Source organism: Massilia sp. UBA6681, assembly GCF_002454935.1.
GTDB lineage: Bacteria > Pseudomonadota > Gammaproteobacteria > Burkholderiales > Burkholderiaceae_D > Telluria > Telluria varians.
Window position 1 is genome coordinate 63,929 of the sequence record NZ_DKJX01000085.1, and the last position, 25,144, is coordinate 89,072.

Below are 25,144 nucleotides of genomic sequence, written 5' to 3' on the forward strand. Positions count from 1 at the left end.
GTCTCTGCTTACGCCTTCTGCACGACGGCGGTGCCGGTGCGCTCGAGCGCGACCAGGAAGGCGTCGGCCAGGGTGGCCTTGGTGATCACGTCTTCCAGGTTCACGCCGAGGTGCACGATGGTCTGGGCGATCTGCGGGCGGATGCCGCTGATGATGCAGTCGGCGCCCATCAGGCGGGCGGCGGCGATGGTCTTCATCAGGTGCTGGGCCACCAGGGTGTCGACGGTCGGCACGCCGGTGATGTCGATGATGGCGATGATGGCGCCGGTGTCGACGATCTTCTGCAGGATGTTCTCCATCACCACCTGGGTGCGCGCCGAGTCCAGGGTGCCGATCAGCGGCAGCGCCAGGATGCCGTTCCACAGCTTGACGACCGGGGTCGACAGCTCGAGCAGTTCCTGCTGCTGGCGCACGATGATCTGGTCCTTGGTCTTCTGGAATACCTCGATGGTGTACAGGCCCAGCTTGTCGAGCAGGGTGCTGATGGTCCAGGAGGCGGCAGCGACGCCTTCGGGATCGCCCTCGAAGCCCTGGCGCAGGTGACCGAACAGCGGCTGCTTCAGCGAGAAGACGAAGGTCGCGGTTTCGCTCGGGGTGGAGCCGGCCTTGGCGCGGGTCGAGGAGATCTCGGCCAGCAGGTCACGCACTTCGTCCCAGGAACGGTGCTCGATGTTCTCCAGTTCGCCGCCGCGGCTCGCGCTGGCCAGCGCTGCAATGAATTGCTGGCAGTGGCTGCGCAACTGCTCTCTCGAGCTCGAGGTTCCGCGCACGGTCAGGGCTTCCAGCTGCGCGATCCACTCCGCGCCAATCTCGGCTTGGTGTTCCTGGATGAGCTGGCTGATACGGGCGGCGTAATCCTTCGTGGTCATCTGTCGATTCCTAGATTTGGATGGTTGAAATCAGTGGGGGCTACGCGGAACACGGGCGTGCGATCCCATGGTTAAGTAAATAAATAACTATAACACTTATTGCATTATGGTCACGACACAGTTGTGCAGTGCGCACAAAGGCAAGCCTGCCAATTTTTCAAAGTTGCAATGTTAATTGCATACTCGAAATGTGTCGAATGTGACATATGCATCTCGGCTAGAATGCGGCCCCTTTGTCGGAGAAACCTGGGTCGCGTGATAAGAGAAGCATTGGGCAAGATGCCCGCGGAGAATCGAGAACGCAGCAAGCAGTTTGTCCTCATCGATCTGCTCAAAGGCGGCGCAGCCCAGCTGATCGTCCTGCACCACCTGGCCTTCTATGGACCGATGTCCGACCACGCCCGGCGCATCCTGCCCTCGCTGGTCGACTGGCTCTACGACCACGCCCGGATCGCGGTCCAGGTCTTCCTGGTCATTGGCGGCTTCCTGGCTGCGAAATCGCTGTCGCCCGACGGCCTGCCGGGAACGAAGCATCCCCTGCAGCTGATCCAGCGCCGCTACCTGAAACTGGCTCCGCCCTTCATTGCGGCGATGCTGCTGGCCGTCCTCGCATCCGCCTGGGCCGGCAGCTGGATGCACCACGACTCGATCTCGCCGCCGCCGACCCTGGTCCAGCTGGGCGCGCATGCGTTGCTGCTGCACGGGGCATTCGGCATTGAATCACTGTCCGCGGGCGCCTGGTATGTCGCGATCGATTTCCAGTTGTATGCCTTGCTGACGCTGCTGGCCTGGTTCTCGGGTCGCCTGGGAGGACAGCCGCGGCCGTGGTTGATGCCGGGCCTGGTGGCGGTGGGCGTCGCGGCCTCGCTGCTGCACTTCAACCGCGACGCGGATTGGGACGTGTGGGCGCCCTACTTCTTCGGCAGCTACGGCCTGGGGGCGCTCGCATGGTGGGCGAGCGCCCCTGGCCGCCGGCCGCGCTCCCTCGCCCTGTTGCTGGCCGCGCTGCTGCTTCTGCCCGGCATTGCGCTGCTGCTGGACTTCCGCAGCCGCATCGCGCTGGCGCTGGCCGTGGCTTGCCTGCTATTCCTGTTCGGCCGCCGTCGGCCCGCTTCGCGTGCCGGCAATGGGCTGGCTGTCATCCATTACGCCAGCAAGATCTCGTTTTCGGTCTTCCTGGTCCACTTCCCGGTTTGCCTGCTCGTGAATGCCGCGTTTGCCCGCTTCGTGCCGGAGCAGGCGCATGCGCAGGCCGTCGGGATGCTGGTCGCGTGGATCGCCAGCCTGCTGGCAGGTAGCGTATTCTTCCGGTGGGTGGAGACGCCGCTGGGCGATGTGTTCTCGCGGCCTCGTAGCGTCGTGCATGCTCCGCTTAGTGCGCCGGCCGTAACGCGACCTCGACACAGCGGCCGGTGATCCGGTCGATCCTGAACACCAGCAGCTGTTCCCTGCCTGCGCTGCCGTTCGATCCGGACTGGGCGACCAGGTAGGCCGGGTCCTCGAAGTCGGCATAGGCGCTGGGCTCGCCCAGCCATAATTTGATCTCCAACACGGACATTCCTACCGGATGATACTTGTCGAGGAAGGAGGACATCATGCAGCCGCGTCCGATCCGGTCCGCCTGCTCCCAGCGCTGACGGTCGAAGTCGCAGGAACCCCATTCGAAATAGAGGGCGACGGAGGTGTTGCCGCCGCAGGCGTGCAGGCAGAGCGACAGGGAGATGGCAGGAATCAGGGAACGCATGCTTGGCCCGCTCAATAGGACACTAGCTTACGATTGTCGGATTATGCTTCCGGCACTCGTTGTGCCGCCGCAAACCGGGGTACGGTAAGCGCTCCTATCTTGTGACTTCAGGCACTAGCCGGGCCTTTACAACCCGGCCAGCACGCTTATCCGTCACGAATATCAACAAGTAACCTTTTCCGTATTCGCTCTGGACAGTTGGCGGCCCAAGCACATAGGCCGGGTCCTCATCGTAGTCGGCGTAGCCGGTAGGTGGGCCGAGCAGTTGCTTCACGTCTGAGGCTGTGAGCTGATCGACTGGATGCTTGGCAAGGAACGAGGCCAGCATTTCGCCGCGCTCGATCTGCGACGCCGCCGCCCAAGCCTGTGGCGAGAATTCCCGGTCTCCCAGCATGCGTGCCTGCTCGGTCAAGGAAGGACGACTACACCCACAGACAAGGCACAGCAGGATGAGAGAGATAAATGAGCGGCGCATCGTCACTGGGCTATGACCTGCAGCTTTCCTGCGCGAAGTGCAGACATGCATCTGTCACTCAGCGTGCTATTTGACCCACCCTGGCGTCCGATATTCAAGCCTACCCGATTGTTGTGCAAATCCATGCGTTTCTCGTCCATTTTGTTCCCTGAGAATGACTCATGCGCCGTCGTGAATGCAAGTCCGTTATTGAAGCCCACATCACGTGCAAGGAGTGCAGACCAGAAGCAATGGCGAAATGCGTCTGACTGATCGTTATGCCCATTTTTGCCAAAGCGCCGCACGGTCTCCGCAAACGCTGCCGTGCGCGCATCATTGATTGTGAGTACATGATGCGGATGGCGCCGCAAGTATGCCTGTTCAGACTCAGTTAGTTGCTCGTATTGATCGTAGACTGTGGTCATTCGCGCTCCTCACAAGTTCCAATTCCTCACGTGGCTTGGTCACGACAGATGCGCTGCAATCATTAAGGCTAGAGCACAGGCATCAGTTGGCGCAGCGCAAGCAATATCCACGGAACCTGGCTAACCTTGACCTCGTCGAAATCGGACGGCCATAACAAAAAACCGCCAGGCTCACGCACTGGCGGTTTTCGTAGGCTTAAAGCCGCGATGCTTACTGCGCCGCGCCTTCCACCGGATCAGCAGCCTTCATCGACAGCTTCAGGCGGCCGCGCTCGTCGGTCTCGAGGACCTTCACGCGCACTTGCTGGCCTTCCTTCAGGTAGTCGGCCACGGCGTTGACGCGCTCGTTGGCGATCTGCGAGATGTGCAGCAGGCCATCCTTGCCCGGCATGACCTGGACGATGGCGCCGAAGTCCAGCAGCTTGAGCACGGTGCCGTCGTAGGTCTTGCCCACTTCGACCGATGCGGTCAGCTCTTCGATGCGGCGCTTGGCTTCCTGGCCGGCGGCGGCATCGACCGACGCGATGGTCACGACGCCTTCGTCGGTGATGTCGATCTGGGTGCCGGTTTCTTCGGTCAGCGCGCGGATGACGGCGCCGCCCTTGCCGATCACGTCACGGATCTTTTCCGGGTTGATGCGGATGGTGATCAGGCGCGGTGCGAAGTCCGACAGCTCGGTCTTCACGCTTGGCACGGCCTTCTGCATCTCGGCCAGGATGTGCTGGCGGGCTTCCTTGGCTTGCGCCAGCGCCACCTGCATGATTTCCTTGGTGATGCCTTGGATCTTGATGTCCATCTGCAACGCGGTGATGCCTGCCGGGGTACCGGCGACCTTGAAGTCCATGTCGCCCAGGTGGTCTTCGTCACCCAGGATGTCGGTCAGGACGGCGAACTTGCCGCCTTCCTTGATCAGGCCCATGGCGATGCCGGCGACATGCGCCTTCATCGGCACGCCGGCGTCCATCAGTGCCAGGCAGCCGCCGCACACCGATGCCATCGACGAGGAACCGTTCGACTCGGTGATTTCGGAAACCAGGCGCACCGAGTAGCTAAACTCGTCCGCCGACGGCAGCGCAGCGACCAGCGCGCGCTTGGCCAGGCGGCCGTGGCCGACTTCGCGGCGCTTCGGGGTGCCCACGCGACCGGTTTCGCCGGTGGCGAACGGAGGCATGTTGTAGTGCATCATGAAGTCGTCGGTGTACTCGCCCATCAGCGCGTCGATCTTCTGGCTGTCGCGCGCGGTGCCGAGGGTAGCCACCACGAGTGCCTGGGTTTCGCCGCGGGTGAACAGGGCCGAACCGTGGGTACGCGGCAGCACGCCGGTGCGGATCGCGATCGGACGCACAGTGCGAGTGTCGCGGCCGTCGATACGCGGCTCGCCGTCCAGGATCTGGGTGCGCACGACCTTGGCTTCCATGTCGAACAGGATGTTGCCGACTTCGGCCGCATCGGCTTCGACGCCCTGGGTTGCCAGGCCGGCCATCACTTCAGCCGAGATCGACTTCAGCTTCTGCTGGCGCAGCGACTTTTCGCGGGTCTGGTAAGCGTCGCGGATGCTTGCTGCGGCCAGGTCGCTCACGCGGGCGATCAGTTCTTCGTTCTTCGGCGCCGGGCTCCACTCGACTTCCGGCTTGCCGCCCTCGGCCACCAGGTCGTGGATCGCGTCGATGACGGCACGCATCTGGTCGTGGCCGAAGACGACCGCGCCCAGCATGACTTCTTCCGACAGCTGCTGCGCTTCCGATTCCACCATCAGCACGGCGGTTTCGGTGCCTGCCACGACCAGGTCCATCTGCGAGGTCTTGAGCTGGGTGGTGGTCGGGTTCAGGATGTACTGGCCGTTCGCGTAGCCGACGCGCGCTGCGCCGATCGGGCCGTTGAACGGGATGCCGGCGATGCACAGCGCAGCCGAGGCGCCGATCATGGCCGGGATGTCCGGGTCGATTTCAGGGTTGACCGACAGGACGTGGATGATGACCTGGACTTCGTTCAGGTAGCCTTCCGGGAACAGCGGGCGGATCGGACGGTCGATCAGGCGCGAGGTCAGGGTTTCCTTTTCCGAAGGACGGCCTTCGCGCTTGAAGAAGCCGCCCGGGATCTTGCCGGCTGCGTAGGTTTTCTCCATGTAGTCGACGGTCAGCGGGAAGAAGTCCTGGCCCGGCTTGGCGTCCTTCTTGGCGACCACGGTGGCCAGGATGACGGTGTCTTCGACCGACACGACGACGGCGCCGCTTGCCTGGCGCGCGATTTCACCCGTCTCCAGGGTGACCGTGTGTTGACCGTACTGGAAGGTTTTCGAAACTTTATTAAACATGGGTAATCCCTTTCTATTTGCCGACAGATTTTCAGGAGCTGTCGTTCACCTCACCACGGGTGGTTCGTCAGAACCACCATTACTCAACAACAACGAACAACAGAAACAAAAAATGCCCGCGACAGGTATCTGGCGCAGGCATTTCGTGACTAAATCGTCTTGACCAACGATTACTTACGCAGGCCGAGCTTGGCGATCAGGTCGCGATAACGGTTTGCGTCCTTGCGCTTCAGGTAAGCCAGCAGGCTCTTGCGACGGTTGACCATCATGATCAGGCCACGACGCGAGTGGTGATCTTTCTGGTGTGCCTTGAAGTGGCCGTTCAGCTCGTTGATGCGTGCGGTCAGCAGTGCGACCTGGACTTCCGGCGAACCGGTATCGTTCTGGCCACGTGCGTTGTCCGCGATGATCGCGGCTTTGTTGATGTTTTCTACGGTCATGATGTTACCTTTCACATGCGGTGCATGAGTCGAAACCCAGCGCACCGTGATTGACGAATCGCCTGCCCAAAATGGACAGACCCGCCAGTATAGGGGAAAACGGGGCATGGGGCCACTGTTTGCATCGTCCGGAAGGCAGATTTTGGAGATGTTGGCGCGTTTGGAGGGCCAAATGATGAACAAATTGATCAGATTTACAACATTCGTGGCGCTCGTCTTGCTCGGCGGCTGTGCCGGGATGCTGCGCGAGGCGCCCACCATCGGCGACCCGGAAGACCTGGTGCAGAAGAAGATGGGGCCGCCCACCAGCATCTATGGCGCCGGCAACGACCGCATCTTCGAGTACGCAACCGGGCCGATGGGCCAGTTCACCTGGATGGCGCGCATCGGGGCGGATGGGCGGCTGGCGTCCTACGAGCAGGTGCTCACTGGAGAGAAGTTCGCCACCATCAAGATCGATGGGGCGGACAAGGAAGAGGTGTTGCGCACGATCGGGCGGCCGGCCGAGAAGTCCACCGTGGCGATGAGGGGCTACGAGGTGTGGTCGTACCGGTACAAGGAGGCAGGTGTGTGGAATTCCATGATGCACGTGCACTTCGACCAGCAAGGGATCGTGCGGCAGATGCTCAATGGACCCGATCCGATGTACGAGCCGCGGGACAGGATGGGGTGGTGAGGCCGATCCCGGCGAAGACGGGACCGCCCCGGGCAGGCGCGCTTATACGCCCTGCGGATTGACGCGTTCGACCTTCGAATGCAGCTTGTTCAGCCCGGAGAGGTAGGCCTTGGCCGAGGCCACGATGATGTCCGGGTCCGCCCCCACGCCATTGACGATGCGCCCCGAGTGCGACAGGCGGATGGTGACCTCGCCCTGCGATTGCGGCCCGTTGCTGATCGCATTGATCGAAAACAGCACCTGCTCCGCCCCGCTTTTCACCACGCTCTCGATCGCAGTGATCACCGCATCCACCGGTCCGTCGCCCGAGGACTCGGCCGATACTTCCTTGCCGTCCACCGCGAACACCACCTTCGCATGCGGCAGCGCGCCGGTCTCGGAGCGCTGCGACAGCGACACCAGGCGGTAGATCTCGCCGGCCTGCTCATGGTCCGCGCTGGATGCCAGCGCCATGATGTCCTCGTCAAAAATCTCGGCCTTGCGGTCCGCCAGCTCCTTGAAGCGGGCGAAGGCGGCGTTCACTTCAAGCTCCGATTCCAGCTCGATGCCCAGTTCCTGCAGGCGCGACTTGAAGGCGTTGCGGCCCGACAGCTTGCCCAGCACGATCTTGTTGGTGGTCCAGCCCACGTCTTCGGCGCGCATGATCTCGTAGGTTTCGCGCGCCTTCAGGATGCCGTCCTGGTGGATGCCGGAGGCGTGGGCAAACGCGTTCGCACCCACCACCGCCTTGTTCGGCTGCACCGCGAAGCCGGTGATCTGCGAGACCATTTTCGAGCTTGGGACGATCTGCGTGGTGTCCACACCCACAGTCAAGTTGAAGTAGTCCTGGCGGGTGCGTAGCGCCATCACGACTTCTTCCAGCGAGGTGTTCCCGGCCCGCTCGCCCAGGCCGTTGATGGTGCATTCGATCTGGCGCGCGCCGCCGATGGTGACGCCGGCCAGCGAGTTCGCCACGGCCAGGCCCAGGTCGTTATGGCAGTGCACCGACCAGATGGCCTTGTCGGAATTGGGCACGCGCTCGCGCAGGCGCAGGATGCGGCGGCCGAATTCCTCGGGCACGGCGTAGCCGACCGTGTCGGGGAAGTTGATGGTGGTCGCGCCTTCGGCGATCACGGCCTCCAGCACGCGGCACAGGAAATCCTCTTCCGAGCGGCTGCCGTCTTCGGGCGAGAACTCGATGTCGTCGGTATGGTTGCGCGCGTAGCGAATGGCGAGCTTGGCCTGTTCCAGCACCTGCTCCGGCTCCATGCGCAGCTTGACCTGCATGTGCAGGGGCGACGTGGCGATGAAGGTGTGGATGCGCTTGCGCGCGGCAGGCGCCAGCGCCTCGGCGGCGCGGGCGATGTCGCGGTCGTTGGCGCGCGACAGGGAGCAGATGGTGGATTCGCGCACCGCGCTCGAGATCGCGCGGATGGCTTCGAAGTCGCCCGGCGAGGCAGCAGCAAAGCCGGCTTCGATGACGTCCACCCGCAGGCGCTCGAGCTGGCGCGCGATGCGCACCTTCTCATCCCTGGTCATGGATGCGCCGGGCGATTGCTCGCCGTCGCGCAGGGTGGTGTCGAAAATGATGAGGCGGTTCGGGTCAGGCATTGCAGGCTCCGTATGCTAATTGAATTAGCGGGCGCCCTGCCCGACCCGAAGGTCCGCGCTAGCGGCGCACGCCGTCGTCCGGCTCGTCGTCGAGCGGGATGATGCTCACCGGCTTGCCCTTGGCTGCGCGCCAGGCGAACACGGCATATCCCGACAAGCCGTAAATCACAAAAATCGGCCACAGGACTTTCGGTGGGTCGATCGCCAGCAGCGCGAAGCCGAGGGCAATCAGGAACACCACGATGAACGGGACCGACTTGCGGAAGTTCACGTCCTTGAAGCTGTAAAACGGTATGTTCGACACCATCGTCAGGCCGGCAAACACCGCCAGGCCCCAGCTCACCCAGTCCACCTGGCGCGAGCTGACGTTGATGTCCGGGTCGGTCATCATCATGATGAAGCCGACGATCAGCGCCGCAGCTGCCGGACTCGGCAGCCCCTGGAAGAAGCGCTTGTCCACCACCTCGATGTTGGTGTTGAAGCGCGCCAGGCGCAGCGCGGCCCCCGCGCAATAAATGAAGGCCGCGATCCAGCCCAGCTTGCCCAGCCCGCGCAGCGACCATTCATAGATCACCAGCGCCGGCGCCGCCCCGAAGGACACCATGTCCGACAGCGAGTCGTACTGCGCACCGAACTCCGACTGGGTGTTGGTCAGGCGCGCAATGCGCCCGTCCAGCCCGTCGAGGACCATGGCGATGAACACCGCCCAGCAGGCGTGCTCGAAGCGCTGGTTCATCGCCATGACGATCGCATAGAAGCCGCAGAACAGCGCGCCGGTCGTGAACGCGTTCGGCAGCAGGTAGATGCCGCGGCCGCGCTCGCCCTGGACACGGTCTTCCGTCCTGCGCCCGAAGCGTTTCAAACGGGAAAATCGTGGCGCCTTGGGCGCGGCTCCAGGTACTCGGCGTCGTGGGAAATTGGGCATAGTGGTCCGTCAAAAAATAATGCTGTTGTCAGCATTATAAAGGCGTGAACCCCTGCTTAGCGAATGATCACTGTTGTGTGAGCATTCATTTAAAGCGAACCTTTCCCACAAGACGCATCTGGAGCGTGGTTTCTCCCGGTTCAAAGCTTGGTTCCGGCATCTGGTCAGCCGCTTCCTTCATGGCGCTGGACCGCATCATCATTGGCGCCGGCGCCCCCTGGCCATCGCCCGCATAGTTGCCCGAGCCCTCGAAATCGACAGTGTCGAGCATGGCCTCGGCCGGCTTGCGGCCCATCGCATTGGCGATCGACGCGATGCGTTCGTTCAGGTTGCGGTAGGTGGCGGCGATGCGCTGGTCATCGAGGCGCTTTTCCAGTTCCGGACTGAGTCCGAAGCTCACATTGTTGATTTGCAGAACTTTCTGGGCTGCGGCGGCGGTCTTCGGCAGGTCTGCCAAGTTGGTGGTCTTCACCTCCAGGTACTGGCCGACGCGCCAGGCGATCGGCACCGGTTTCACGGGCGTGCGCAAGGCCGGTTGCGGCATCGGTGGCACTTCCGGATAGACCGGATAGGTGTAGTAGCCCATCGTCTTCAGCTCGGCCTTCGGATCGGCGCGGCGCACGACCTCGGTTCCCTCCTTCATCTTGCGGTTCACGCGTGCCGCGGCGGCATTCTTGTCCTTGTCATGCTCTTCGACAGCGAAGGTGACGGTGGCCTGGTCGTTGGCATGCTTCACTTCGCCGAAGGCCGGGACCACGACCAGCGTGCCGGCGGTGGACGGGGCGGTCTGCGCCTGGGCCTGGGTGTGGAAGGCCAGCACCAGTGCGGCGGCGACGAGCGATTTGGAAAGTTTCATTGTTGTTCTCCAGTAGTTGCGACGGATGTCTGCGTCACTTATACGATACTGGCTTCACAACTTCCTTCGTAGTTTTGTAATGAACCGTTGCAACTGTCTTTAATTGTCGTGTGGGCGGCTTAGCCGCCCACACGACGTAACGCTTAGTTCTTCGACTGGTCGACCAGCTTGTTCTTGGCGATCCACGGCATCATCGCGCGCAGCTTGGCGCCGACTTCCTCGATCTGGTGCTCCGAGGTCAGGCGGCGGCGCGAGATCAGGGTCGGGGCGCCGGCCTTGTTCTCGAGGATGAAGCTCTTCGCGTATTCGCCGGTCTGGATGTCCTTCAGGCACTGGCGCATCGCGTCCTTGGTCGCCGAGGTGACGACTTTCGGGCCGGTGACGTACTCGCCGTATTCCGCGTTGTTCGAGATCGAGTAGTTCATGTTGGCGATGCCGCCTTCGTAGATCAGGTCGACGATCAGCTTCAGTTCGTGCAGGCACTCGAAGTAAGCCATCTCCGGTGCGTAACCCGCCTCCACCAGGGTCTCGAAGCCGGCCTTGATCAGCTCGACGGTACCGCCGCACAGCACGGCCTGCTCGCCGAACAGGTCGGTCTCGGTCTCTTCGCGGAAGTTGGTTTCGATGATGCCGGCGCGGCCGCCGCCGTTGGCCATGGCGTAGGACAGCGCGATGTCGCGTGCCGAGCCGGATTTGTCCTGGTAGACCGCGACCAGGTGCGGCACGCCGCCACCCTGGCGGTAGGTGCCGCGCACGGTGTGGCCCGGGGCCTTCGGCGCCACCATGATCACGTCGAGGTCGGCGCGCGGCACCACCTGCCCATAATGCACGTTGAAGCCGTGGGCGAAGGCCAGCACCGCGCCCTGCTTGGCGTTCGGCTCGACGCTGTTCTTGTAGACCTCGGCGATGTTCTCGTCCGGCAGCAGGATCATGATGACGTCGGCGTTCTTGACCGCTTCATCGACCTCGGCGACCTTCAGGCCGGCCGCTTCCACCTTGTTCCAGGAAGCGCCGCCGCGGCGCAGGCCGACGGTGACGTTGACGCCGGATTCGCTCAGGTTCTGGGCGTGTGCATGGCCCTGCGAGCCGTAGCCGATGATGGCAACGTTCTTGCCTTTGATGAGGGAGAGGTCGCAGTCTTTGTCGTAGAAAACTTTCATGGTCATTCCTTAATAATTTTTAAATGTGTGAATACGCTTGTGTCGTTGAGCTACGACTTCAGACTTTGAGGATGCGTTCGCCGCGGCCGATGCCCGAGCCGCCGGTACGGACGGTTTCCAGGATCGAGGCACGGTCGATGGCGTCGATGAAGGCGTCGAGCTTGCTTTTGGCGCCGGTCAATTCGATCGTGTAGGTCTTCTCGGTCACGTCGATGATCCGGCCGCGGAAGATGTCGGCGGTGCGCTTCATCTCTTCGCGCTCCTTGCCGACCGCGCGCACTTTAATCAACATCAGCTCGCGCTCGATGTGATGGCCTTCGGTGAGGTCGACCACCTTCACCACCTCGATCAGGCGATTCAGGTGCTTGGTGATCTGCTCGATGATGTCGTCCGAGCCGCTGGTGACGATGGTCATGCGCGACAGGGTCGCGTCTTCGGTCGGCGCCACGGTCAGGGTTTCGATGTTGTAGCCGCGCGCCGAGAACAGCCCGACCACGCGCGACAGCGCGCCGGCTTCGTTCTCGAGGAGGACGGAAATGATGTGTCGCATTACAGGTCCTCCGAGCCGAGCAGCATTTCATTCAGGCCCTTGCCGGCCTTGACCATCGGCCAGACGTTCTCGCTCTGGTCGGTGATGAAGTTCATGAACACCAGGCGATCCTTCATGGCGAAGGCTTCGCGCAGCGAGCCCTCGACGTCGCCCGGCTTCTCGATGCGCATGCCGACGTGGCCGTAGGCCTCGGCCAGCTTCTCGAAGTCCGGCAACGAATCCATGTAGGACTCGGAGTAGCGCGAACCGTAGTCGATCTGCTGCCACTGGCGGACCATGCCGAGGAAGCGGTTGTTCAGCAGGATGATCTTCGGCGTCAGGTGGTACTGCTTGCAGGTGGCGAGCTCCTGGATGCACATCTGGATCGAGCCTTCGCCGGTGACGCAGGCGACGGTCGCATCCGGGTTGGCCATCTGCACGCCCATCGCGTACGGCAGGCCGACGCCCATGGTGCCCAGGCCGCCCGAGTTGATCCAGCGGCGCGGCTTGTCGAAGCCGTAGTACTGCGCGGCCCACATCTGGTGCTGGCCGACGTCCGAGGTGATGAAGGCGTCGCCGTCCGTGACCTTGTACAACTGCTCGATGACCGATTGCGGCTTGATCAGTTCGTTCGAGGGCGCATAGGCCAGGCAATCCTTGCCGCGCCATTCGGCGATCTGCTTCCACCATGCCTGCAGCGCATTGGTATTGGTCGCGGCCTGGCTGGCGTCCAGCTGCGAGAGCAGCTCGACCAGCACGTCCTTGACGTTGCCGACGATCGGGATGTCGACTTTGACGCGCTTCGAGATCGACGAGGGGTCGATGTCGATATGGATGATCTTGCGCGGGTGGGTGGCGAAGTGCTTGGGGTTGCCGATCACGCGGTCGTCGAAACGCGCGCCGATCGCGATCAGGACGTCGCAGTGCTGCATCGCCATGTTGGCTTCGTAGGTGCCGTGCATGCCCGGCATGCCCACGAAATGCGGGCTCGAGGAGCGCGAGGCGCCCAGGCCCATCAGCGTGTTGGTGACCGGAAAGCCGGTCTTGTCGACCAGGCGGTTCAGTTCGTTCGATGCATTGGCCAGGATGACGCCGCCGCCCGCATAGATCATCGGGCGCTCGGCGCCCTGCAGGAGCTGGACGGCCTTGCGGATCTGGCCGGTGTGGCCCTTGTCCACCGGCTTGTACGAGCGCATCTCGATCTCGCGGGGATACTCGAAGGCGCACTTGTGCATCGTGATGTCCTTCGGGATATCGACCAGCACGGGACCGGGACGGCCGGTACGGGCGATGAAGAAGGCTTTCTTGATGGTCGATGCCAGTTCGCGGACGTCCTTGACGAGGAAATTGTGCTTGACCACCGGGCGGGTGATGCCGACGGTGTCGCATTCCTGGAAGGCATCCTGGCCGATCGCATGGCTCGGCACCTGGCCGGAAATGACGACCATCGGGATCGAATCCATGTAGGCCGTGGACAGGCCAGTGACGGCATTGGTCACGCCCGGACCGGAGGTCACGAGGGCAACGCCGACGGTATTGGAGCTGCGCGAATAGGCGTCTGCGGCGTGGACCGCGGCCTGTTCGTGGCGGACGAGGACGTGCTGGAACTTGTCCTGCTTGAAGATGGCGTCGTAGATGTAGAGGACTGCCCCGCCGGGATATCCGAAGACGTGCTTGACGCCCTCTTCCGCGAGACAACGCACCACTATTTCAGCACCCGTGATCGGGGCCGATGTTTCGTTACTCATGTACATTCCTTTCAAGACCCAATGGGAGTTTGATCGGATGCCCGTTCCTAACGAAATGCGATGTGCGCAACGACCCTCATGCTTCCCTTCTCTCTGCGGTCGCGACTGTGGTTCGGGACACCGTAGGGTCCTTACGCACGGGCGCTGGGCGCAACTCGTTCGGCTTGAGTGTCTGTAGCGTTTATACGCATCTCTCGCGCTTGTGGCGCGGGTCGGAGCAAACTGCCTACAAATGAAAGCGCGTCAATCCGGAGATGGCTTGTGGGCCTTCACCGGGTGACCGGAGAGCTTCGGGGGTGCAAAGCGTTCAAACACATTACTGCGTTGCACCATTTTGGTCAAGCCAAAAGCGTGATTATTTTTGCTCGACCAGAATGGTGCACCTGGATGGTGCGATGCGGATGGTTTTACCGCTGCATGCCCCAGCGTCGCACAGTCACCCGTTCGAGGGTTTGGAACACGAGGTGTTCTACAGCCAGGCCGATGAGGATGACGGCGGCCAGGCCGGCGAAGACCTTGTCGGTGAAGAGTTCGTTGCGGCTCTGGAAGATATACCAGCCCAGTCCGCCCTGCCCCGAGGTGCTGCCGAACACCAGCTCGGCGGCGATCAGGGTGCGCCATGCAAAAGCCCAGCCGATTTTCAGTCCCGACAGGATGGCGGGCAGCGCGGCCGGGATCAGGATCTGCAGCACCATGCGCAAGCCGCCCAGGCCGTAGTTACGGCCAGCCATGCGCAGCGTGTCCGGCACCGAGCGAAACCCGGCGGTGGCGCTCAGGGTCAGCGGCCACAGTACGGAATGGACCAGCACCATCAAGAGGCTGCCCTTGCCCAGGCCGAACCACAGCAAGGCGAGGGGCAGCAGCGCGATCGCCGGCAGCGGATTGAACATCGAAGCCAGCGTATCGATCAGCTCGCGCCCGACCTTGCTCGACACCGCGAGCCAGGTCAGCAGGAAGGCGCCAAAGACGCCCAGGGTGAAGCCCTGGGTCAGCACCCGCAGCGAGACGCTCACATAGCCCCACAGTTCGCCCGAGGCCAGGCCCGCCGCGAAGGCTTTACCCGCCTGGATGGCGCCAGGCAGCAGCAGGTCGTTGTCGAACCAGCGCGCCAGGGCTTCCCAGATCAGGGCGATGACCAGCAGCATGCCGAGTTTGCGCAGCCAGCCGAGGTCCGGCAGCGAAAGTTTTACCGATTGGTCAAAAACCGTCGGCGCCGTGGCTTCCAGCACGTATTCAGGCCGGATCGGCGGATTAACCATGGACGACCTCCGTAGGGTGGACGGCTCTGCCTTCCGCGCGTTCAACCGGCTCCTGCGCGCCGAATAACAAACCATGAATCCGCTGCGTCGCCGCCTGGAACTCGCTGCTCCCCGCGCTGGCCAGACTGAACTGATGACTGTTCAATTCCGCCCTCACCCGCCCCGGGTGCGGCGACAGCAGCAGGATGCGATTACCCACCACCAGCGCCTCTTCGATCGAGTGCGTCACGAACAGCATCGTGAAGCCGATCTCGTCCCACAGCGCCTGCAGCTCTTCCTGCATGGTCCGGCGCGTGAGCGCATCGAGCGCCGCAAAAGGCTCGTCCATCAGCAGGATGGCCGGCTGCATCGCCAGCGCCCGCGCGATCGCCACGCGCGCCTTCATCCCGCCCGACAGCGTGTGCGGATAGGCATCGGTAAAGCGCGCCAGCCCGACCTTGCCGAGCCAGTGGCGGGCCCGAAGGTCTGCTTCCTTGCGCTTGACGCCATTGGCGAGCATCGGGAACATCACGTTCTCGCGCACCGTCTTCCAGGGCGGCAGCTGGTCGAACTCCTGGAACACGACGATACGGTCCGGCCCGGGCTTGGTGATCGCCTTGCCTGCCAACGTGAGGCTGCCCGCCTGCGGCGCGATGAAGCCGCCCACCGCCTTCAGCAGGGTCGACTTGCCGCAGCCCGAAGGCCCCAGCAGCACGAACCGATCGCCCCGGTATACGTCGAAGCTGACGTTCTCGGTAGCGCGCACGATGCCGCGTTCGCCCCGGTATTCGAGCGTAACGTGCTCGGCGCGCAGCAAGGGTTCGGGCGGCGGGACCAGGTTCAGTGGGCTCATGTCAGCTCCCTTTATCCAGCGCCGGGTGCACGAAGAAGTAGTCGCGCCAGCTCGCCGGCCTGGACTTGATGGCGCCGACCTCGTGCAGGAACTGGGCAAGGCCGAGCGTATTCTGCGGCGCCACTTTGAACTGCACCTGCGGATTCTTGATCACCTTGAGCAGCAGCGCGCGGTCGATGTTGCCCTTGTTGACGCGCAGGTAGGCGTCGGCCGCCGCTTCCGGGTTGCTGGAAGCCAGCTGCGCCGCCTCCACCAGCGCATCGATGAAGGCGCGGTAGGTCTTCGGGTTCTCCTTGACGTACTTTTCGGTCGCATACAGCACGGTGGCCGAGCTCGGCCCGCCGAGCACGTCGTAGGAATTCAGCACGACGTGCGCCTGCGGATTGCCGGCCAGTTCCTGGTCCTGGAAGGGCGGGTTGCCGAAGTGGGCGTTCAATTCCGTCTTGCCGGCGATGATGGCGGCCGCGGCATCCGGGTGCGGCACGGTCTGGGTGATCGGGTCGAGCTTCTTGAATTCGGCCTTGCCCCACTGCTTGGCGGCGGCCATCTGCAGGATGCGCGCCTGCACCGACACGGTGACGGCCGGCAGCGCGATCCGGTCCTTCTGGCTGAAGTCGGCGATGGTCTTCACCGCCGGGTTGGTGCTCACCAGATAGTACGGGAAGTTGCCGAGCGAGGCGACGGCGCGCACGTTCTGACGCCCGCTGGTGCGGTCCCAGATGGTAAACAGCGGCCCGAGGCCGGCGCCGGCCACGTCGATGGAGCCCGAGAGCAGCGCATCGTTGACCGCCGATCCGCCCGACAGCTTGACCCAGTCGACGTCGATATCGACGCCCTGCTTCTTGCCGTGCTTCTCGATCAGCTTCTGGTCCTGGGCCACGTTCAGCAGCATGTAGACGATGCCGAACTGCTCGGCGATGCGGATCTTGCCTTCGGCCTGCGCCGTCGAGGACGCGCCCAGGGCCAGCGCGGCGGCCGCGGCCACGAGTTTCATCTTCAGTAACATGGTTTTCCTTGGTTCAGAACGGGACATCGCCCTCGATGGTGGTGCGGTACAGCTTGCGGTGCTGGTCTTGCGGGAAAGGCGTGGCCAGGTGCATCACGGAGCGGTTGTCCCAGAACACCATGTCCTTGGGTTTCCACTGGTGGCGGTAGACGAATTCCGGCCGGGTGCTGTGCTCGAACAGCCCGCCCAGCAGCTCGCGGCTGCGCGCTTCCGGGAGGTCGAGGATGCGGGTGGTGAAATGCTCGCTGACGAACAGGGCGCGGCGCGCCGTCTCCGGATGGGTGCGCACCACCGGGTGCACGGCCGGCACCACTTCATCGATCTGCTCCTGGGTCAGCTTCGGGCGCCAGGGGTTGCGCTGGCGCAGCTCCTCGTACTTGGCCAGGTAGCTGTGCTCGGCGCGCAGGCCGGCGATCTCGCGCTTGAGCTTGCCCGGCAGCGCGTCGTAGGCGGCGTGCTGGTTGGCGAACAGGGTGTCGCCGCCCTCCGAGGGCAGCTCCTGCGCATGCAGCATCGAACCCAGGCTCGGCACTTCCTTGTACGACAGGTCCGAGTGCCAGAAATGGCCGGCGTCGCCCAGGCCGATCGGCTGGCCGTTCTCGCGGATGTTCGAGATCACCATGACTTCCGGGTGCCCGCTGAGTGCGAACTGGCGCAGCACGTGGATCTGCAGGCGGCCGAAGCGGCGGCTGAACTCCACCTGCTGCTGCGGGGTGAAGGTCTGGTCGCGGAACACCAGCACGTGGTGCTCGAGGTGGGCAAGGTAGAGGCGGTCGAAGTCGTCGATGCTGAGCGGGCGGGCAAGGTCGAGGCCGAGCACTTCCGCGCCGAGCGGCTGGTTGACGAAGGGGCGGATGTCGAAATCTTGGCGGGTCGAGTCGAGCGGCATGATGAACCAGTAATGTTGAGTGAACCTGATTCCAGAATAGCCACGCACGACAGGCCCAACAACGAATCATTTCGACTAACTTCATGCAGTTTTTGTCATCGAGGGGGCCTGCACAATAAGTGGGCACTGCGCGATTTCGATGCGTTGAACATGGTTTTTTGCTAGGATTCGATAGTTTTCCTTACGGCATTCGCACCAAACGCCCTTTCAAGCACGCATGGCCACAGACAAAGAACTCAACGACTTCCTCGAGAATGTCGAACGGCGTGCGTTCAAGCAGGCGGTATATGCGGTTCGCAAGGACGAATCGGCGCTCGACATCGTGCAGGATGCGATGATCAAGCTGGCCGAGAAATACGGCGACAAGCCGGCCGCCGAGCTGCCGATGCTGTTCCAGCGCATCCTGCAGACGACCATCCTCGATTACTTCCGCCGCGAAAAGGTCCGGAACACCTGGGTCAGCCTGTTCTCCGGCTTCAGCCGGCAGGATGGGGACGATGAAGAATTTGATATACTTTCTTCCTATGAAGCGGAGGAAGGAACGGCCGCTGCGGAGTCGAGCGCCGACCAGTATGAGCGCACACAAACGCTGCGCATCATCGAAGAAGCGGTAGAAAAGCTCCCACCGCGTCAACGGGAAGCCTTCCTCATGCGTTACTGGCAGGACATGGACGTGGCAGAGACGGCCGAAGCGATGGGTTGCTCCGAGGGAAGCGTCAAGACGCACTGCTCGCGCGCCACCCACGCCCTCGCCGAGGCGCTCAAGGCCAAGGGAATCAAGCTATGAACACGGACGACATCAACCTCGCGTACAAGATACGCCATGCCCTGACCGAGAACCTCGACGCGCTGCCGGCCTCGACGACCGACCGGCTGGCCGTCGCGCGCGCGCGCGCCTTGTCGCGCAAGAAGCCCGACGCGTCGCGCCAGGTCCAGGCCGCCCCGCGTCCGCTGTTCGACCTCAAGGGCCTGTTTAGCGGCCCGGCCCTGGCGCGCTTTGCCGTCGCGGCGCCGATGCTGGCGCTGGTCATCGGCATGGGCGGCGTCTACCAGTACGAGCAGCAGCAGCGCCTGGCCGCCCTGGCCGAGGTCGACGCCGCCGTGCTCGCCGACGAGCTGCCGCTGACCGCCTACCTCGACCAAGGTTTCAACGCCTACGTGGAGTCGCAACAGCGCCAGCAATGACGAAAACCGCGCCGAAGCCCCGCATCGCCGTTGTTGCAACTGCGGCAGCGGTCTTGATTGCCGGGGCCGCGACCTGGGCGGTCTACAACAAATCCGAATCGACGGCGCCGGCCGCGCGCGGCGCAGGCAATCCCCCGACGGTCGCCGCCGGCGCCAAGCCGCCTGCCAAGACCCTCGACAGACCGCTCTGGCGCGAACTGACGCGCAGCCAACGCACCGCGCTCCAGCCCCTGCAGCCCGAATGGGACGCCATGGACGGCGTCCGCAAGCGCCGCTGGCTCGAACTGTCGGCCCGCTTCGCCTCGATGAGCCCGGACGAGCAGGCACGCGTGCACGAGCGCATGCGCCAGTGGATGCGCCTGACCCCGGCCCAGCGCAACCTGGCGCGCGAAAACTTCAGCAAGACCCGCAAGCTCGACCCCGGCAAGAAGGCGGCGACCTGGGAAAGCTACAAGCAGCTGTCCGAGGAAGAAAAGCGCCGGCTGGCGCGCTCGGGCAACAAGCCGCAGGGCGTGCCCTCGCTACCGCATTCGCCGATCATCGACACGCCGACCAGCTGCCCACCGGGCGCCACGCGCCGCGGCACCTCCTGCATCATGCCGCCGACGGCGCCTGCGGTGGCAACGGGCACCGCGACGGCGCCGGCCACCGTGACGCCGACGCCGCCCGCCGCCGCACCGGCGCAGGCGCCTGTCGCACCCTCACCCGCTGCCCCAACCGCTCCGAGTGCAAACAATGCAAGCAATGCAAGCAACATCGGCACCGCCAGCAACTAAGCCGGCGCCGGTCGCTACCCCGACCATCCTGCGCCGCGTGACCGTGATGCTGTACGAAGCGCTGCTCCTGTTCTCGGTCGAGATGCTGGCGATCGCCTTCTACATGCTGGTGACGCTGAACAGCCAGCATCCGGTGGCCAAGGAAGGCATGAAGGCCTGGCTGTTCCTGGTGACGGCCGCCTACTTCATGTGGTCCTGGATTAACACCGGCAACACGCTGGCCATGAAGACCTGGCGCATCAAGGTCGTCAAGCTGGGCCATCACAAACTGCCCTTCGGGACGGCCGCCCTGCGCTTCCTGCTGGCCTGGGGCTGGTTCCTGCCGGCCCTGCTGGTGTGCTGGGCCTTCGGGCTGCACGGCAAGGGGCAGATCGCGATCGCCCTGCTGGTCGGGGTTGCGGCCTGGGCGATGACGGCGCTGTTCGACAAGGACCGCCAGTTCCTGCACGACCGACTGGCCGGCACCCGGCTGATCGCCCTGCCGAAGGTCAAGCGCTAGGACAGCTTGCTTGCCTTGCGGCATTCGAACGCGGCAAGAATCCAAACAGCGGAATAATCGACAGCTTCACATCTCGTCTTTCCAGAAAGGTGGACCATGAAGCTTTCGAACATGCGCGTCGTCATCATGGGCGCATCGAGCGGTATCGGCGCCGCCACGGCCCTCGCTTTTGCCCGCGAGGGCGCGCAGCTGGTGCTGGGCGCGCGCGGCAAGGAGGGGCTCGACGACATCGCCCGGCGCTGCCGGCAGGCCGGCGGCAGCGCCGAGACCCTGGTCGTGGATGCGATCGATGCCGACGCGGTCGCGGCCTTCGCGCAGCGGGCGCGTGCGATCCTGGGCCGGATCGACCTGTGGTTCAGCAACATCGGCGCCGGCGTGGTCGGCAAGTATGCCGAGGTGCCGATGAGCGACCACCGGCGCATCATCGAGACCAACCTCCTCACCCACATGAACGACGCCCATGCCGTCGTGCCGATCTTCCTCGAGCAGGACCACGGCATCTGGGTCAACATGATCTCGGCCGGCGGCTTCGTCGCCTCGCCCTACGCCGCGGCCTACGCGGCCAGTAAATATGGCCTGCGCGGCTTCAGCGAAGCCCTGCGCGCGGAGCTGGTCAAGCGGCCGCGCATCCGCGTCTGCGACGTGTATCCTACTTTCGTGGACACGCCGGGCATGCGCCACGCGGCCAATTACACCGGCGCCAGGCTGTCCATCCCGCCCGGCGCGCTCACGCCTGAAAAGGTCGCCGCGGCCATCGTCGACCTGGCGCGGCATCCGCGCGACTCGACCGCCGTCGGCGCACCGGCCTCCCTGTTCAGGCTGAGCAATGCGCTCGCGCCCAACCTGCTCGCTGCCGGCATGAACCGCTTCCTGGATGGGTGGGCGAAGCGCGGGGAGCGCGCGCCGGATACGGTGGGGACGCTGTATGCGCCGCAGCATGGCGCCAGCGGGATCCACAGCGGGGAACGCCGGCCGCAGCAGACAGGCAACAAGGCGCTGGCGCTCGGGGCCGCGGCGCTCCTTGCCGCCGTCGGCGTGCAGCTATTGCGGCGCCGCGGAGGCTAGAAGCGCTCGTAGTCGAGCAGGTAGCGCCACTGTCCGGCCTGCAGGCCGGCCATCGGCACGCGCCCGATGCGGATGCGGCGCATCTCGACGATCTCCAGGCCCACTTCGCGGCACATGTGGTCGATCAAGCCCGGGCGCACGTCCTTCAGTGCGAAGCGCAGCCGGTGCTCGCTCTGCCAGCTCACCTTCATCGGCGCCAGCGGCTTGCCGTTGAAGTTCAAGCCGTGGTTCAGCAGCGCCAGTCCGCCTTCCTTGATCGATCCGGCGACGTCGACGATGTATTCCTGCTCGACGCGCGCGGCATCGTCCACCAGCTTGCGCGCCACCCGGAAGTCCTGCGTATAGACCACCAGCCCGCTCGCATCCGTCTCCAGCGGCGAAGTCAGGGTGAGCTTGTGCAGGTGGCGCTTGAGGAAGCGCGGCTGGCCGTGTCCCTGCGCCAGGGATTCCGGCAGCAGGCAGCCCAGGGCCGGTTCGCCACGGGCGCCGACACCGGAATTCAAGCCGGCCGGCTTGTGCAGCAGGATGGTGACCGGCGGCGCTTCTTCGCTCGATGCACCCGGCAGCAGGCGCACATCCTGCGAAGGCAGGACCCGGCTGGCGGGATCTTCGACGACGGCGCCGTCTACCTTGACGCCGCCGCCGGCGATGTAGCGCTCCGCCTCGGCGCGCGAGCAGCCGAGCTGCGCGGCGACGCGCTTGGCCAGGCGGATGCCCTCCTCGCTCATCTTGTCGCTCATTGGCTGCGCCAGTCGGCGAAGAAGGCCTGGAACACCTCGACGGTGCGGGCCACGTCCGCAGCGCTCACGTCCAGGTGCGTCACCAGACGGGTACGCGGACCGATCGAGGCGCGGATCTGCGCACGCGCCAGGTACTGGCGCAGCGGTTCGCAGGCGGCCGCCGGCATGTCGAGCCAGAAGATGTTGGTCTGCGGGGTGCCCACGTTCAGCTGTTCGATCTGCGCCAGGCCCTGCGCCAGCGCGGCGGCGTTGTCGTGGTCATCAAGCAGGCGCTGCACGTTGTGCTCCAGCGCGTACTGCGCCGCTGCCGCCAGCACGCCGGCCTGGCGCATGCCGCCGCCCAGCATCTTGCGCCAGCGCTTGCCCTGCTCGATGAAGGCCTTCGGCCCCAGCAGCACGGAGCCGACCGGCGCGCCCAGGCCCTTCGACAGGCAGACCGAGACGGTATCGAAGCCTTGCACCACCTCGCGCAGGCTGATGCCCTGCTTCACCGCCGCGTTGGCGATGCGGGCGCCGTCGAGGTGGGTGGCCAGGCCGCGGCTATGCGCGAGATCGGTGGCAGCTTTCACGTAGTCCTGCGGCAGCACGCGGCCGCCGATGGTGTTTTCCAGCGCCAGCAGGCGGGTACGGGCGAAGTGCATGTCGTCGGGCTTGATGTAGGCCTCGATGTCCGACAGCAGGATCGAGCCGTCCGGCTGGTTGACGATCGGCTGCGGCTGGATCGAGCCCAGCACCGCGGCGCCGCCGCCTTCGTACTTGTAGGTGTGCGCTTCCTGGCCGACCAGGTACTCGTCGCCGCGGCCGCAGTGGGTCATCAGCGCGATCAGGTTGGTCTGGGTGCCCGAGGGGGCGAACATGCCGGCTTCAAAGCCGAACAGCTCGGCCGCATACTCCTGCAGGCGGTTGACCGAGGGGTCGTCGGCGTACACGTCGTCGCCGACCTCGGCCGCCGCCATCGCGGCGCGCATCGCCCTTGAGGGCTGGGTGACGGTGTCGCTGCGCAGGTCGATCCAGTTCTGGTTGGTGTCGCTCATCTCGTTCTCAGTCTGCTGTGACAGGTGTATAAAAGCGCTGCTTCATTTCGTCGAGCCCCAGTTCGGCCATCACTTCCTGAAGGCGTTCGGACGGCCGGCGGCGCGGCAGGTTCTTGTAGGTAGCGACGATGAGTTCATTCTTCATCGAGTGCTCCCAGCCCACCAGCTCGGTCACGGTCACCTGGTAGCCGTGCGCTTCCAGCTGCAGGCAGCGCATGACATTGGTGATCTGGCTGCCGAACTCGCGGGTGTGGATCGGGTGGCGCCAGATCTCGGTCAGCGCGCTGCGGCCCAGGTCCTTGCCCTTGTTCTTGCGCAGCACGCTCGCCACTTCGGCCTGGCAGCACGGCACCAGCACCATGTGCCTGGCCTTCTTCTTGAGGGCGAAGTCGATGGCGTCGTCGGTCGCCGTGTTACAGGCATGCAGTGCGGTGACGATGTCGATGGTGGGCGGCAGTTGGCTGGACGTTGTCGATTCCGCCACCGACAGCGGCAGGAAGGACATGCCCGTGAAGCCCAGGCGCGCGGCCAGCTCGGTCGATTTGCTTACCAGCTCGTCGCGGGTCTCGATGCCGTAGATGTGCGAGCCCGCTTCGAGTCCCTTGAAGAACAGGTCGTACAGGATGAAGCCGAGGTAGGACTTGCCGGCGCCGTGGTCGACCAGGGAGACGCTTTGCTTCTCCTCGAGCACGCTCTTCAGCAAGGGCTCGATGAAGTTGTACAGGTGGTAGACCTGCTTGAGCTTGCGGCGGCTGTCCTGGTTCAGCTTGCCGTCGCGCGTGAGGATGTGGAGTTCCTTCAGCAGCTCGACCGACTGGCCGGGACGGACTTCCGGCGGCAGCGCCGCCGGGATGTGGTTGGTTTGCTTAGCGTGCTTCATCGATCCATGCCGCCTGAATGGCTTCCAGTACGCGTTCCCCGCCGCGCGCACGGTCGTCGTCGAAGCCTTCGAGGGCGACGACCCAGTTGTGCAGGTCGACGAAGCGCACGGTGACGGGGTCGACCTCGGGGTACTTCTCGTACAACGCCTCGGCAATGGCCGAGACCTCAGTCCACTTCATGGCAGCCTCCGTTCAGTGGCTTTCTCAGTGACTCTTCTCTGCGGCGTGGTTGATCGTGTACTTCGGGATCTCCACGACCAGGTCTTCCTCGGCGACGATGGCCTGGCAGGACAGGCGCGAATTCGGCTCCAGGCCCCAGGCCTTGTCGAGCATGTCTTCTTCTTTTTCTTCCTGTTCGTTCAGCGAGTCGAAGCCTTCGCGCACGATCACGTGGCAGGTGGTGCAGGCGCAGACGCGGTCGCAGGCGTGTTCGATCTCGATGTCGTTTTCCAGCAGGACGTCGCAGATCGACTTGCCGGCCGGGGATTCCAGCACGGCGCCGTCAGGGCAGAAGACTGGGTGGGGGAGGATGACGATTTGTGGCATTTTAATAATCTCGTGTGTGTTTTTCGTAGGGTGGGCGTCTCGTAAATCGGGCCACTGGCCCGATTTACCCCACGCGTTCAATTATCGGAAGCGTCGTCGCAAATCATGCCGGAGCTGAACGCGGGGGGGGGGGGGCCCCCCCCCCCCCCCCTAAAAAAAGGTCCCAACCCCCCCCCCCCCCTTTTTTTTTTTTTTTTTTTTAGAAACGCCCCCCCCCCCCCCGCCAACAGCAACCCCCCCCCCCCCCCCGCCCCCCCCCCCCCCCCCGGCGCGAGGGGCTGGGTGTCGGCGTGGCCGGCCTCCCACGTCGCGGCGAGGGAGCGGATTCGCATCCTCCCGACCGCGGCCACTAGGATGGGGGGTACCACCGCTGTGTCATGTGCCTCGTCAGGACTCCGAGTCGCGTCGCGTCTCGGGTTTCGAGCAGTGTCTCGAGACGGCAGGGCAGGGCGGCGGTGGAATTCGCGTGTCCCATGCCGGCCCGCCTCGCACCCTCCCTGGGTCGATGCGCCAGCCGGGGTACGTCGCCGAGGTCCGCTCCGTCCCGGGGCGGTGGTGACGACCGGGGCACCAGGCGCTCCACCCGCATTCCCGCGGCGGGGCGATGAACCGGAACGAACGAGAAGGAGACCTCGGCATGGCCGTCGTCACCATGCGCCAGCTCCTCGAGAGCGGCGTCCACTTCGGGCACCAGACCCGTCG

At 64.2% G+C, this 25,144-nt stretch carries 28 protein-coding genes; 7 read left to right on the plus strand and 21 right to left on the minus strand.

What is annotated here, in order from left to right:
• Nucleotides 1-8 precede the first annotated feature (8 nt).
• Nucleotides 9-869, minus strand: a complete 861-nt coding sequence (locus B2R83_RS15185) for an STAS domain-containing protein (protein ID WP_036213917.1) — start codon at nucleotides 867-869, stop codon at nucleotides 9-11.
• 279 nt (nucleotides 870-1,148) lie between these two features.
• Between B2R83_RS15185 and B2R83_RS15190 the strand changes: the two genes are divergently transcribed.
• Nucleotides 1,149-2,285, plus strand: a complete 1,137-nt coding sequence (locus B2R83_RS15190) for an acyltransferase family protein (RefSeq protein ID WP_292042968.1) — start codon at nucleotides 1,149-1,151, stop codon at nucleotides 2,283-2,285.
• On the opposite strand, the gene B2R83_RS15195 is transcribed toward B2R83_RS15190, so the two are convergent.
• From B2R83_RS15195 to rpsO, 5 genes are all read right to left on the minus strand, one after another.
• Nucleotides 2,242-2,613: a hypothetical protein gene (locus tag B2R83_RS15195; protein ID WP_292042904.1), complete on the minus strand. Its 372-nt coding sequence runs from the start codon at nucleotides 2,611-2,613 to the stop codon at nucleotides 2,242-2,244. The genes B2R83_RS15190 and B2R83_RS15195 overlap by 44 nt on opposite strands.
• A 94-nt stretch (nucleotides 2,614-2,707) precedes the next feature.
• The gene (locus B2R83_RS15200; protein ID WP_292042907.1) at nucleotides 2,708-3,007 is read right to left on the minus strand and encodes a hypothetical protein; all 300 of its coding nucleotides are present in this window, start codon (nucleotides 3,005-3,007) and stop codon (nucleotides 2,708-2,710) included.
• Between the two features lie 83 nt (nucleotides 3,008-3,090).
• The gene (locus B2R83_RS15205) at nucleotides 3,091-3,492 is read right to left on the minus strand and encodes a DUF6973 domain-containing protein (protein ID WP_292042909.1); all 402 of its coding nucleotides are present in this window, start codon (nucleotides 3,490-3,492) and stop codon (nucleotides 3,091-3,093) included.
• 211 nt (nucleotides 3,493-3,703) lie between these two features.
• Nucleotides 3,704-5,806 (minus strand): polyribonucleotide nucleotidyltransferase, encoded by a 2,103-nt coding sequence (gene pnp / locus B2R83_RS15210; RefSeq protein ID WP_036213911.1) that lies wholly within the window; start codon nucleotides 5,804-5,806, stop codon nucleotides 3,704-3,706.
• A 170-nt stretch (nucleotides 5,807-5,976) separates the two neighbouring features.
• A complete protein-coding gene (gene rpsO / locus B2R83_RS15215; RefSeq protein WP_027867691.1) occupies nucleotides 5,977-6,246 on the minus strand; it encodes a 30S ribosomal protein S15 in 270 nt (89 codons plus the stop codon).
• 175 nt (nucleotides 6,247-6,421) lie between these two features.
• Between rpsO and B2R83_RS15220 the strand changes: the two genes are divergently transcribed.
• Entirely contained in the window at nucleotides 6,422-6,922 is a 501-nt protein-coding gene (locus tag B2R83_RS15220; RefSeq protein WP_292042913.1) for a hypothetical protein, read from the plus strand.
• Nucleotides 6,923-6,964: 42 nt separating this feature from the next.
• Here B2R83_RS15220 and B2R83_RS15225 read toward each other — a convergent pair whose 3' ends face one another.
• The 10 genes from B2R83_RS15225 to B2R83_RS15270 form a co-directional block, all read right to left on the minus strand.
• Entirely contained in the window at nucleotides 6,965-8,512 is a 1,548-nt protein-coding gene (locus B2R83_RS15225) for a 2-isopropylmalate synthase (protein WP_292042916.1), read from the minus strand.
• A gap of 58 nt (nucleotides 8,513-8,570) precedes the next feature.
• A complete protein-coding gene (pssA, locus tag B2R83_RS15230) occupies nucleotides 8,571-9,437 on the minus strand; it encodes a CDP-diacylglycerol--serine O-phosphatidyltransferase (RefSeq protein ID WP_292042925.1) in 867 nt (288 codons plus the stop codon).
• Between the two features lie 85 nt (nucleotides 9,438-9,522).
• Nucleotides 9,523-10,293 (minus strand): SIMPL domain-containing protein, encoded by a 771-nt coding sequence (locus B2R83_RS15235; RefSeq protein WP_292042927.1) that lies wholly within the window; start codon nucleotides 10,291-10,293, stop codon nucleotides 9,523-9,525.
• Nucleotides 10,294-10,436: 143 nt separating this feature from the next.
• Nucleotides 10,437-11,453, minus strand: coding sequence for a ketol-acid reductoisomerase (gene ilvC, locus B2R83_RS15240; protein ID WP_036213902.1), 1,017 nt, complete (start codon nucleotides 11,451-11,453; stop codon nucleotides 10,437-10,439).
• A gap of 58 nt (nucleotides 11,454-11,511) precedes the next feature.
• Nucleotides 11,512-12,003 (minus strand): acetolactate synthase small subunit, encoded by a 492-nt coding sequence (gene ilvN, locus B2R83_RS15245; RefSeq protein WP_292042930.1) that lies wholly within the window; start codon nucleotides 12,001-12,003, stop codon nucleotides 11,512-11,514.
• Nucleotides 12,003-13,730 carry an acetolactate synthase 3 catalytic subunit gene (locus B2R83_RS15250; protein ID WP_292042932.1) on the minus strand — a complete coding sequence of 576 codons (1,728 nt, stop codon included), beginning with the start codon at nucleotides 13,728-13,730 and terminating at the stop codon, nucleotides 12,003-12,005. The genes ilvN and B2R83_RS15250 overlap by 1 nt, the downstream gene beginning before the upstream one ends.
• A 407-nt stretch (nucleotides 13,731-14,137) precedes the next feature.
• Nucleotides 14,138-14,989 carry an ABC transporter permease gene (locus tag B2R83_RS15255; protein ID WP_292042935.1) on the minus strand — a complete coding sequence of 284 codons (852 nt, stop codon included), beginning with the start codon at nucleotides 14,987-14,989 and terminating at the stop codon, nucleotides 14,138-14,140.
• Nucleotides 14,982-15,821 (minus strand): ABC transporter ATP-binding protein, encoded by an 840-nt coding sequence (locus B2R83_RS15260; RefSeq protein WP_292042942.1) that lies wholly within the window; start codon nucleotides 15,819-15,821, stop codon nucleotides 14,982-14,984. Before B2R83_RS15260 ends, B2R83_RS15255 begins: the two co-directional genes overlap by 8 nt.
• A gap of 1 nt (nucleotide 15,822) precedes the next feature.
• Nucleotides 15,823-16,827, minus strand: coding sequence for an ABC transporter substrate-binding protein (locus tag B2R83_RS15265; protein WP_209585951.1), 1,005 nt, complete (start codon nucleotides 16,825-16,827; stop codon nucleotides 15,823-15,825).
• 13 nt (nucleotides 16,828-16,840) lie between these two features.
• The gene (locus B2R83_RS15270) at nucleotides 16,841-17,716 is read right to left on the minus strand and encodes a TauD/TfdA dioxygenase family protein (RefSeq protein WP_292042944.1); all 876 of its coding nucleotides are present in this window, start codon (nucleotides 17,714-17,716) and stop codon (nucleotides 16,841-16,843) included.
• 217 nt (nucleotides 17,717-17,933) lie between these two features.
• On the opposite strand from B2R83_RS15270, the gene B2R83_RS15275 reads away from it, so the two are divergent.
• The 5 genes from B2R83_RS15275 (at nucleotide 17,934) to B2R83_RS15295 (ending at nucleotide 21,241) form a co-directional block, all read left to right on the plus strand.
• Entirely contained in the window at nucleotides 17,934-18,503 is a 570-nt protein-coding gene (locus B2R83_RS15275; RefSeq protein ID WP_027867680.1) for an RNA polymerase sigma factor, read from the plus strand.
• Nucleotides 18,500-18,901 (plus strand): DUF3619 family protein, encoded by a 402-nt coding sequence (locus B2R83_RS15280; RefSeq protein WP_292042945.1) that lies wholly within the window; start codon nucleotides 18,500-18,502, stop codon nucleotides 18,899-18,901. Before B2R83_RS15275 ends, B2R83_RS15280 begins: the two co-directional genes overlap by 4 nt.
• A complete protein-coding gene (locus B2R83_RS15285) occupies nucleotides 18,898-19,677 on the plus strand; it encodes a DUF3106 domain-containing protein (RefSeq protein WP_292042947.1) in 780 nt (259 codons plus the stop codon). The genes B2R83_RS15280 and B2R83_RS15285 overlap by 4 nt, the downstream gene beginning before the upstream one ends.
• Entirely contained in the window at nucleotides 19,646-20,176 is a 531-nt protein-coding gene (locus B2R83_RS15290) for an RDD family protein (protein ID WP_292042948.1), read from the plus strand. The genes B2R83_RS15285 and B2R83_RS15290 overlap by 32 nt, the downstream gene beginning before the upstream one ends.
• A gap of 96 nt (nucleotides 20,177-20,272) precedes the next feature.
• Nucleotides 20,273-21,241, plus strand: a complete 969-nt coding sequence (locus B2R83_RS15295; RefSeq protein WP_292042950.1) for an SDR family oxidoreductase — start codon at nucleotides 20,273-20,275, stop codon at nucleotides 21,239-21,241.
• Here the strand turns inward: B2R83_RS15295 and B2R83_RS15300 are convergent.
• The 5 genes from B2R83_RS15300 to fdx are packed head-to-tail and all read right to left on the minus strand — an operon-like array spanning nucleotide 21,238 to nucleotide 24,442.
• Nucleotides 21,238-21,981 (minus strand): rRNA pseudouridine synthase, encoded by a 744-nt coding sequence (locus B2R83_RS15300; protein ID WP_292042951.1) that lies wholly within the window; start codon nucleotides 21,979-21,981, stop codon nucleotides 21,238-21,240. The two genes, B2R83_RS15295 and B2R83_RS15300, sit on opposite strands and share 4 nt — an antisense overlap.
• Nucleotides 21,978-23,015: a low-specificity L-threonine aldolase gene (gene ltaE, locus B2R83_RS15305; RefSeq protein WP_292042952.1), complete on the minus strand. Its 1,038-nt coding sequence runs from the start codon at nucleotides 23,013-23,015 to the stop codon at nucleotides 21,978-21,980. Before ltaE ends, B2R83_RS15300 begins: the two co-directional genes overlap by 4 nt.
• 7 nt (nucleotides 23,016-23,022) lie before the next feature.
• Complete coding sequence (locus B2R83_RS15310) at nucleotides 23,023-23,895, minus strand: class I SAM-dependent methyltransferase (RefSeq protein WP_209585941.1); 873 nt, start codon at nucleotides 23,893-23,895, stop codon at nucleotides 23,023-23,025.
• Nucleotides 23,882-24,076 (minus strand): Fe-S cluster assembly protein IscX, encoded by a 195-nt coding sequence (iscX, locus tag B2R83_RS15315; RefSeq protein ID WP_292042953.1) that lies wholly within the window; start codon nucleotides 24,074-24,076, stop codon nucleotides 23,882-23,884. The genes B2R83_RS15310 and iscX overlap by 14 nt, the downstream gene beginning before the upstream one ends.
• Nucleotides 24,077-24,100: 24 nt before the next feature.
• Nucleotides 24,101-24,442 carry an ISC system 2Fe-2S type ferredoxin gene (gene fdx, locus B2R83_RS15320; protein ID WP_027867671.1) on the minus strand — a complete coding sequence of 114 codons (342 nt, stop codon included), beginning with the start codon at nucleotides 24,440-24,442 and terminating at the stop codon, nucleotides 24,101-24,103.
• Nucleotides 24,443-25,144 lie beyond the last annotated feature (702 nt).

What these genes read in the sequence shown, in the direction of transcription:
- B2R83_RS15185 (WP_036213917.1), bottom strand. Translation starts at nt 869, where the DNA reads ATGACCACGAAGGATTACGCCGCCCGTATCAGCCAGCTCATCCAGGAA.
- B2R83_RS15190 (WP_292042968.1), top strand. Translation starts at nt 1,149, where the DNA reads ATGCCCGCGGAGAATCGAGAACGCAGCAAGCAGTTTGTCCTCATCGAT.
- B2R83_RS15195 (WP_292042904.1), bottom strand. Translation starts at nt 2,613, where the DNA reads ATGCGTTCCCTGATTCCTGCCATCTCCCTGTCGCTCTGCCTGCACGCC.
- B2R83_RS15200 (WP_292042907.1), bottom strand. Translation starts at nt 3,007, where the DNA reads ATGCTGGGAGACCGGGAATTCTCGCCACAGGCTTGGGCGGCGGCGTCG.
- B2R83_RS15205 (WP_292042909.1), bottom strand. Translation starts at nt 3,492, where the DNA reads ATGACCACAGTCTACGATCAATACGAGCAACTAACTGAGTCTGAACAG.
- pnp (WP_036213911.1), bottom strand. Translation starts at nt 5,806, where the DNA reads ATGTTTAATAAAGTTTCGAAAACCTTCCAGTACGGTCAACACACGGTC.
- rpsO (WP_027867691.1), bottom strand. Translation starts at nt 6,246, where the DNA reads ATGACCGTAGAAAACATCAACAAAGCCGCGATCATCGCGGACAACGCA.
- B2R83_RS15220 (WP_292042913.1), top strand. Translation starts at nt 6,422, where the DNA reads ATGAACAAATTGATCAGATTTACAACATTCGTGGCGCTCGTCTTGCTC.
- B2R83_RS15225 (WP_292042916.1), bottom strand. Translation starts at nt 8,512, where the DNA reads ATGCCTGACCCGAACCGCCTCATCATTTTCGACACCACCCTGCGCGAC.
- pssA (WP_292042925.1), bottom strand. Translation starts at nt 9,437, where the DNA reads ATGCCCAATTTCCCACGACGCCGAGTACCTGGAGCCGCGCCCAAGGCG.
- B2R83_RS15235 (WP_292042927.1), bottom strand. Translation starts at nt 10,293, where the DNA reads ATGAAACTTTCCAAATCGCTCGTCGCCGCCGCACTGGTGCTGGCCTTC.
- ilvC (WP_036213902.1), bottom strand. Translation starts at nt 11,453, where the DNA reads ATGAAAGTTTTCTACGACAAAGACTGCGACCTCTCCCTCATCAAAGGC.
- ilvN (WP_292042930.1), bottom strand. Translation starts at nt 12,003, where the DNA reads ATGCGACACATCATTTCCGTCCTCCTCGAGAACGAAGCCGGCGCGCTG.
- B2R83_RS15250 (WP_292042932.1), bottom strand. Translation starts at nt 13,730, where the DNA reads ATGAGTAACGAAACATCGGCCCCGATCACGGGTGCTGAAATAGTGGTG.
- B2R83_RS15255 (WP_292042935.1), bottom strand. Translation starts at nt 14,989, where the DNA reads ATGGTTAATCCGCCGATCCGGCCTGAATACGTGCTGGAAGCCACGGCG.
- B2R83_RS15260 (WP_292042942.1), bottom strand. Translation starts at nt 15,821, where the DNA reads ATGAGCCCACTGAACCTGGTCCCGCCGCCCGAACCCTTGCTGCGCGCC.
- B2R83_RS15265 (WP_209585951.1), bottom strand. Translation starts at nt 16,827, where the DNA reads ATGTTACTGAAGATGAAACTCGTGGCCGCGGCCGCCGCGCTGGCCCTG.
- B2R83_RS15270 (WP_292042944.1), bottom strand. Translation starts at nt 17,716, where the DNA reads ATGCCGCTCGACTCGACCCGCCAAGATTTCGACATCCGCCCCTTCGTC.
- B2R83_RS15275 (WP_027867680.1), top strand. Translation starts at nt 17,934, where the DNA reads ATGGCCACAGACAAAGAACTCAACGACTTCCTCGAGAATGTCGAACGG.
- B2R83_RS15280 (WP_292042945.1), top strand. Translation starts at nt 18,500, where the DNA reads ATGAACACGGACGACATCAACCTCGCGTACAAGATACGCCATGCCCTG.
- B2R83_RS15285 (WP_292042947.1), top strand. Translation starts at nt 18,898, where the DNA reads ATGACGAAAACCGCGCCGAAGCCCCGCATCGCCGTTGTTGCAACTGCG.
- B2R83_RS15290 (WP_292042948.1), top strand. Translation starts at nt 19,646, where the DNA reads ATGCAAGCAACATCGGCACCGCCAGCAACTAAGCCGGCGCCGGTCGCT.
- B2R83_RS15295 (WP_292042950.1), top strand. Translation starts at nt 20,273, where the DNA reads ATGAAGCTTTCGAACATGCGCGTCGTCATCATGGGCGCATCGAGCGGT.
- B2R83_RS15300 (WP_292042951.1), bottom strand. Translation starts at nt 21,981, where the DNA reads ATGAGCGACAAGATGAGCGAGGAGGGCATCCGCCTGGCCAAGCGCGTC.
- ltaE (WP_292042952.1), bottom strand. Translation starts at nt 23,015, where the DNA reads ATGAGCGACACCAACCAGAACTGGATCGACCTGCGCAGCGACACCGTC.
- B2R83_RS15310 (WP_209585941.1), bottom strand. Translation starts at nt 23,895, where the DNA reads ATGAAGCACGCTAAGCAAACCAACCACATCCCGGCGGCGCTGCCGCCG.
- iscX (WP_292042953.1), bottom strand. Translation starts at nt 24,076, where the DNA reads ATGAAGTGGACTGAGGTCTCGGCCATTGCCGAGGCGTTGTACGAGAAG.
- fdx (WP_027867671.1), bottom strand. Translation starts at nt 24,442, where the DNA reads ATGCCACAAATCGTCATCCTCCCCCACCCAGTCTTCTGCCCTGACGGC.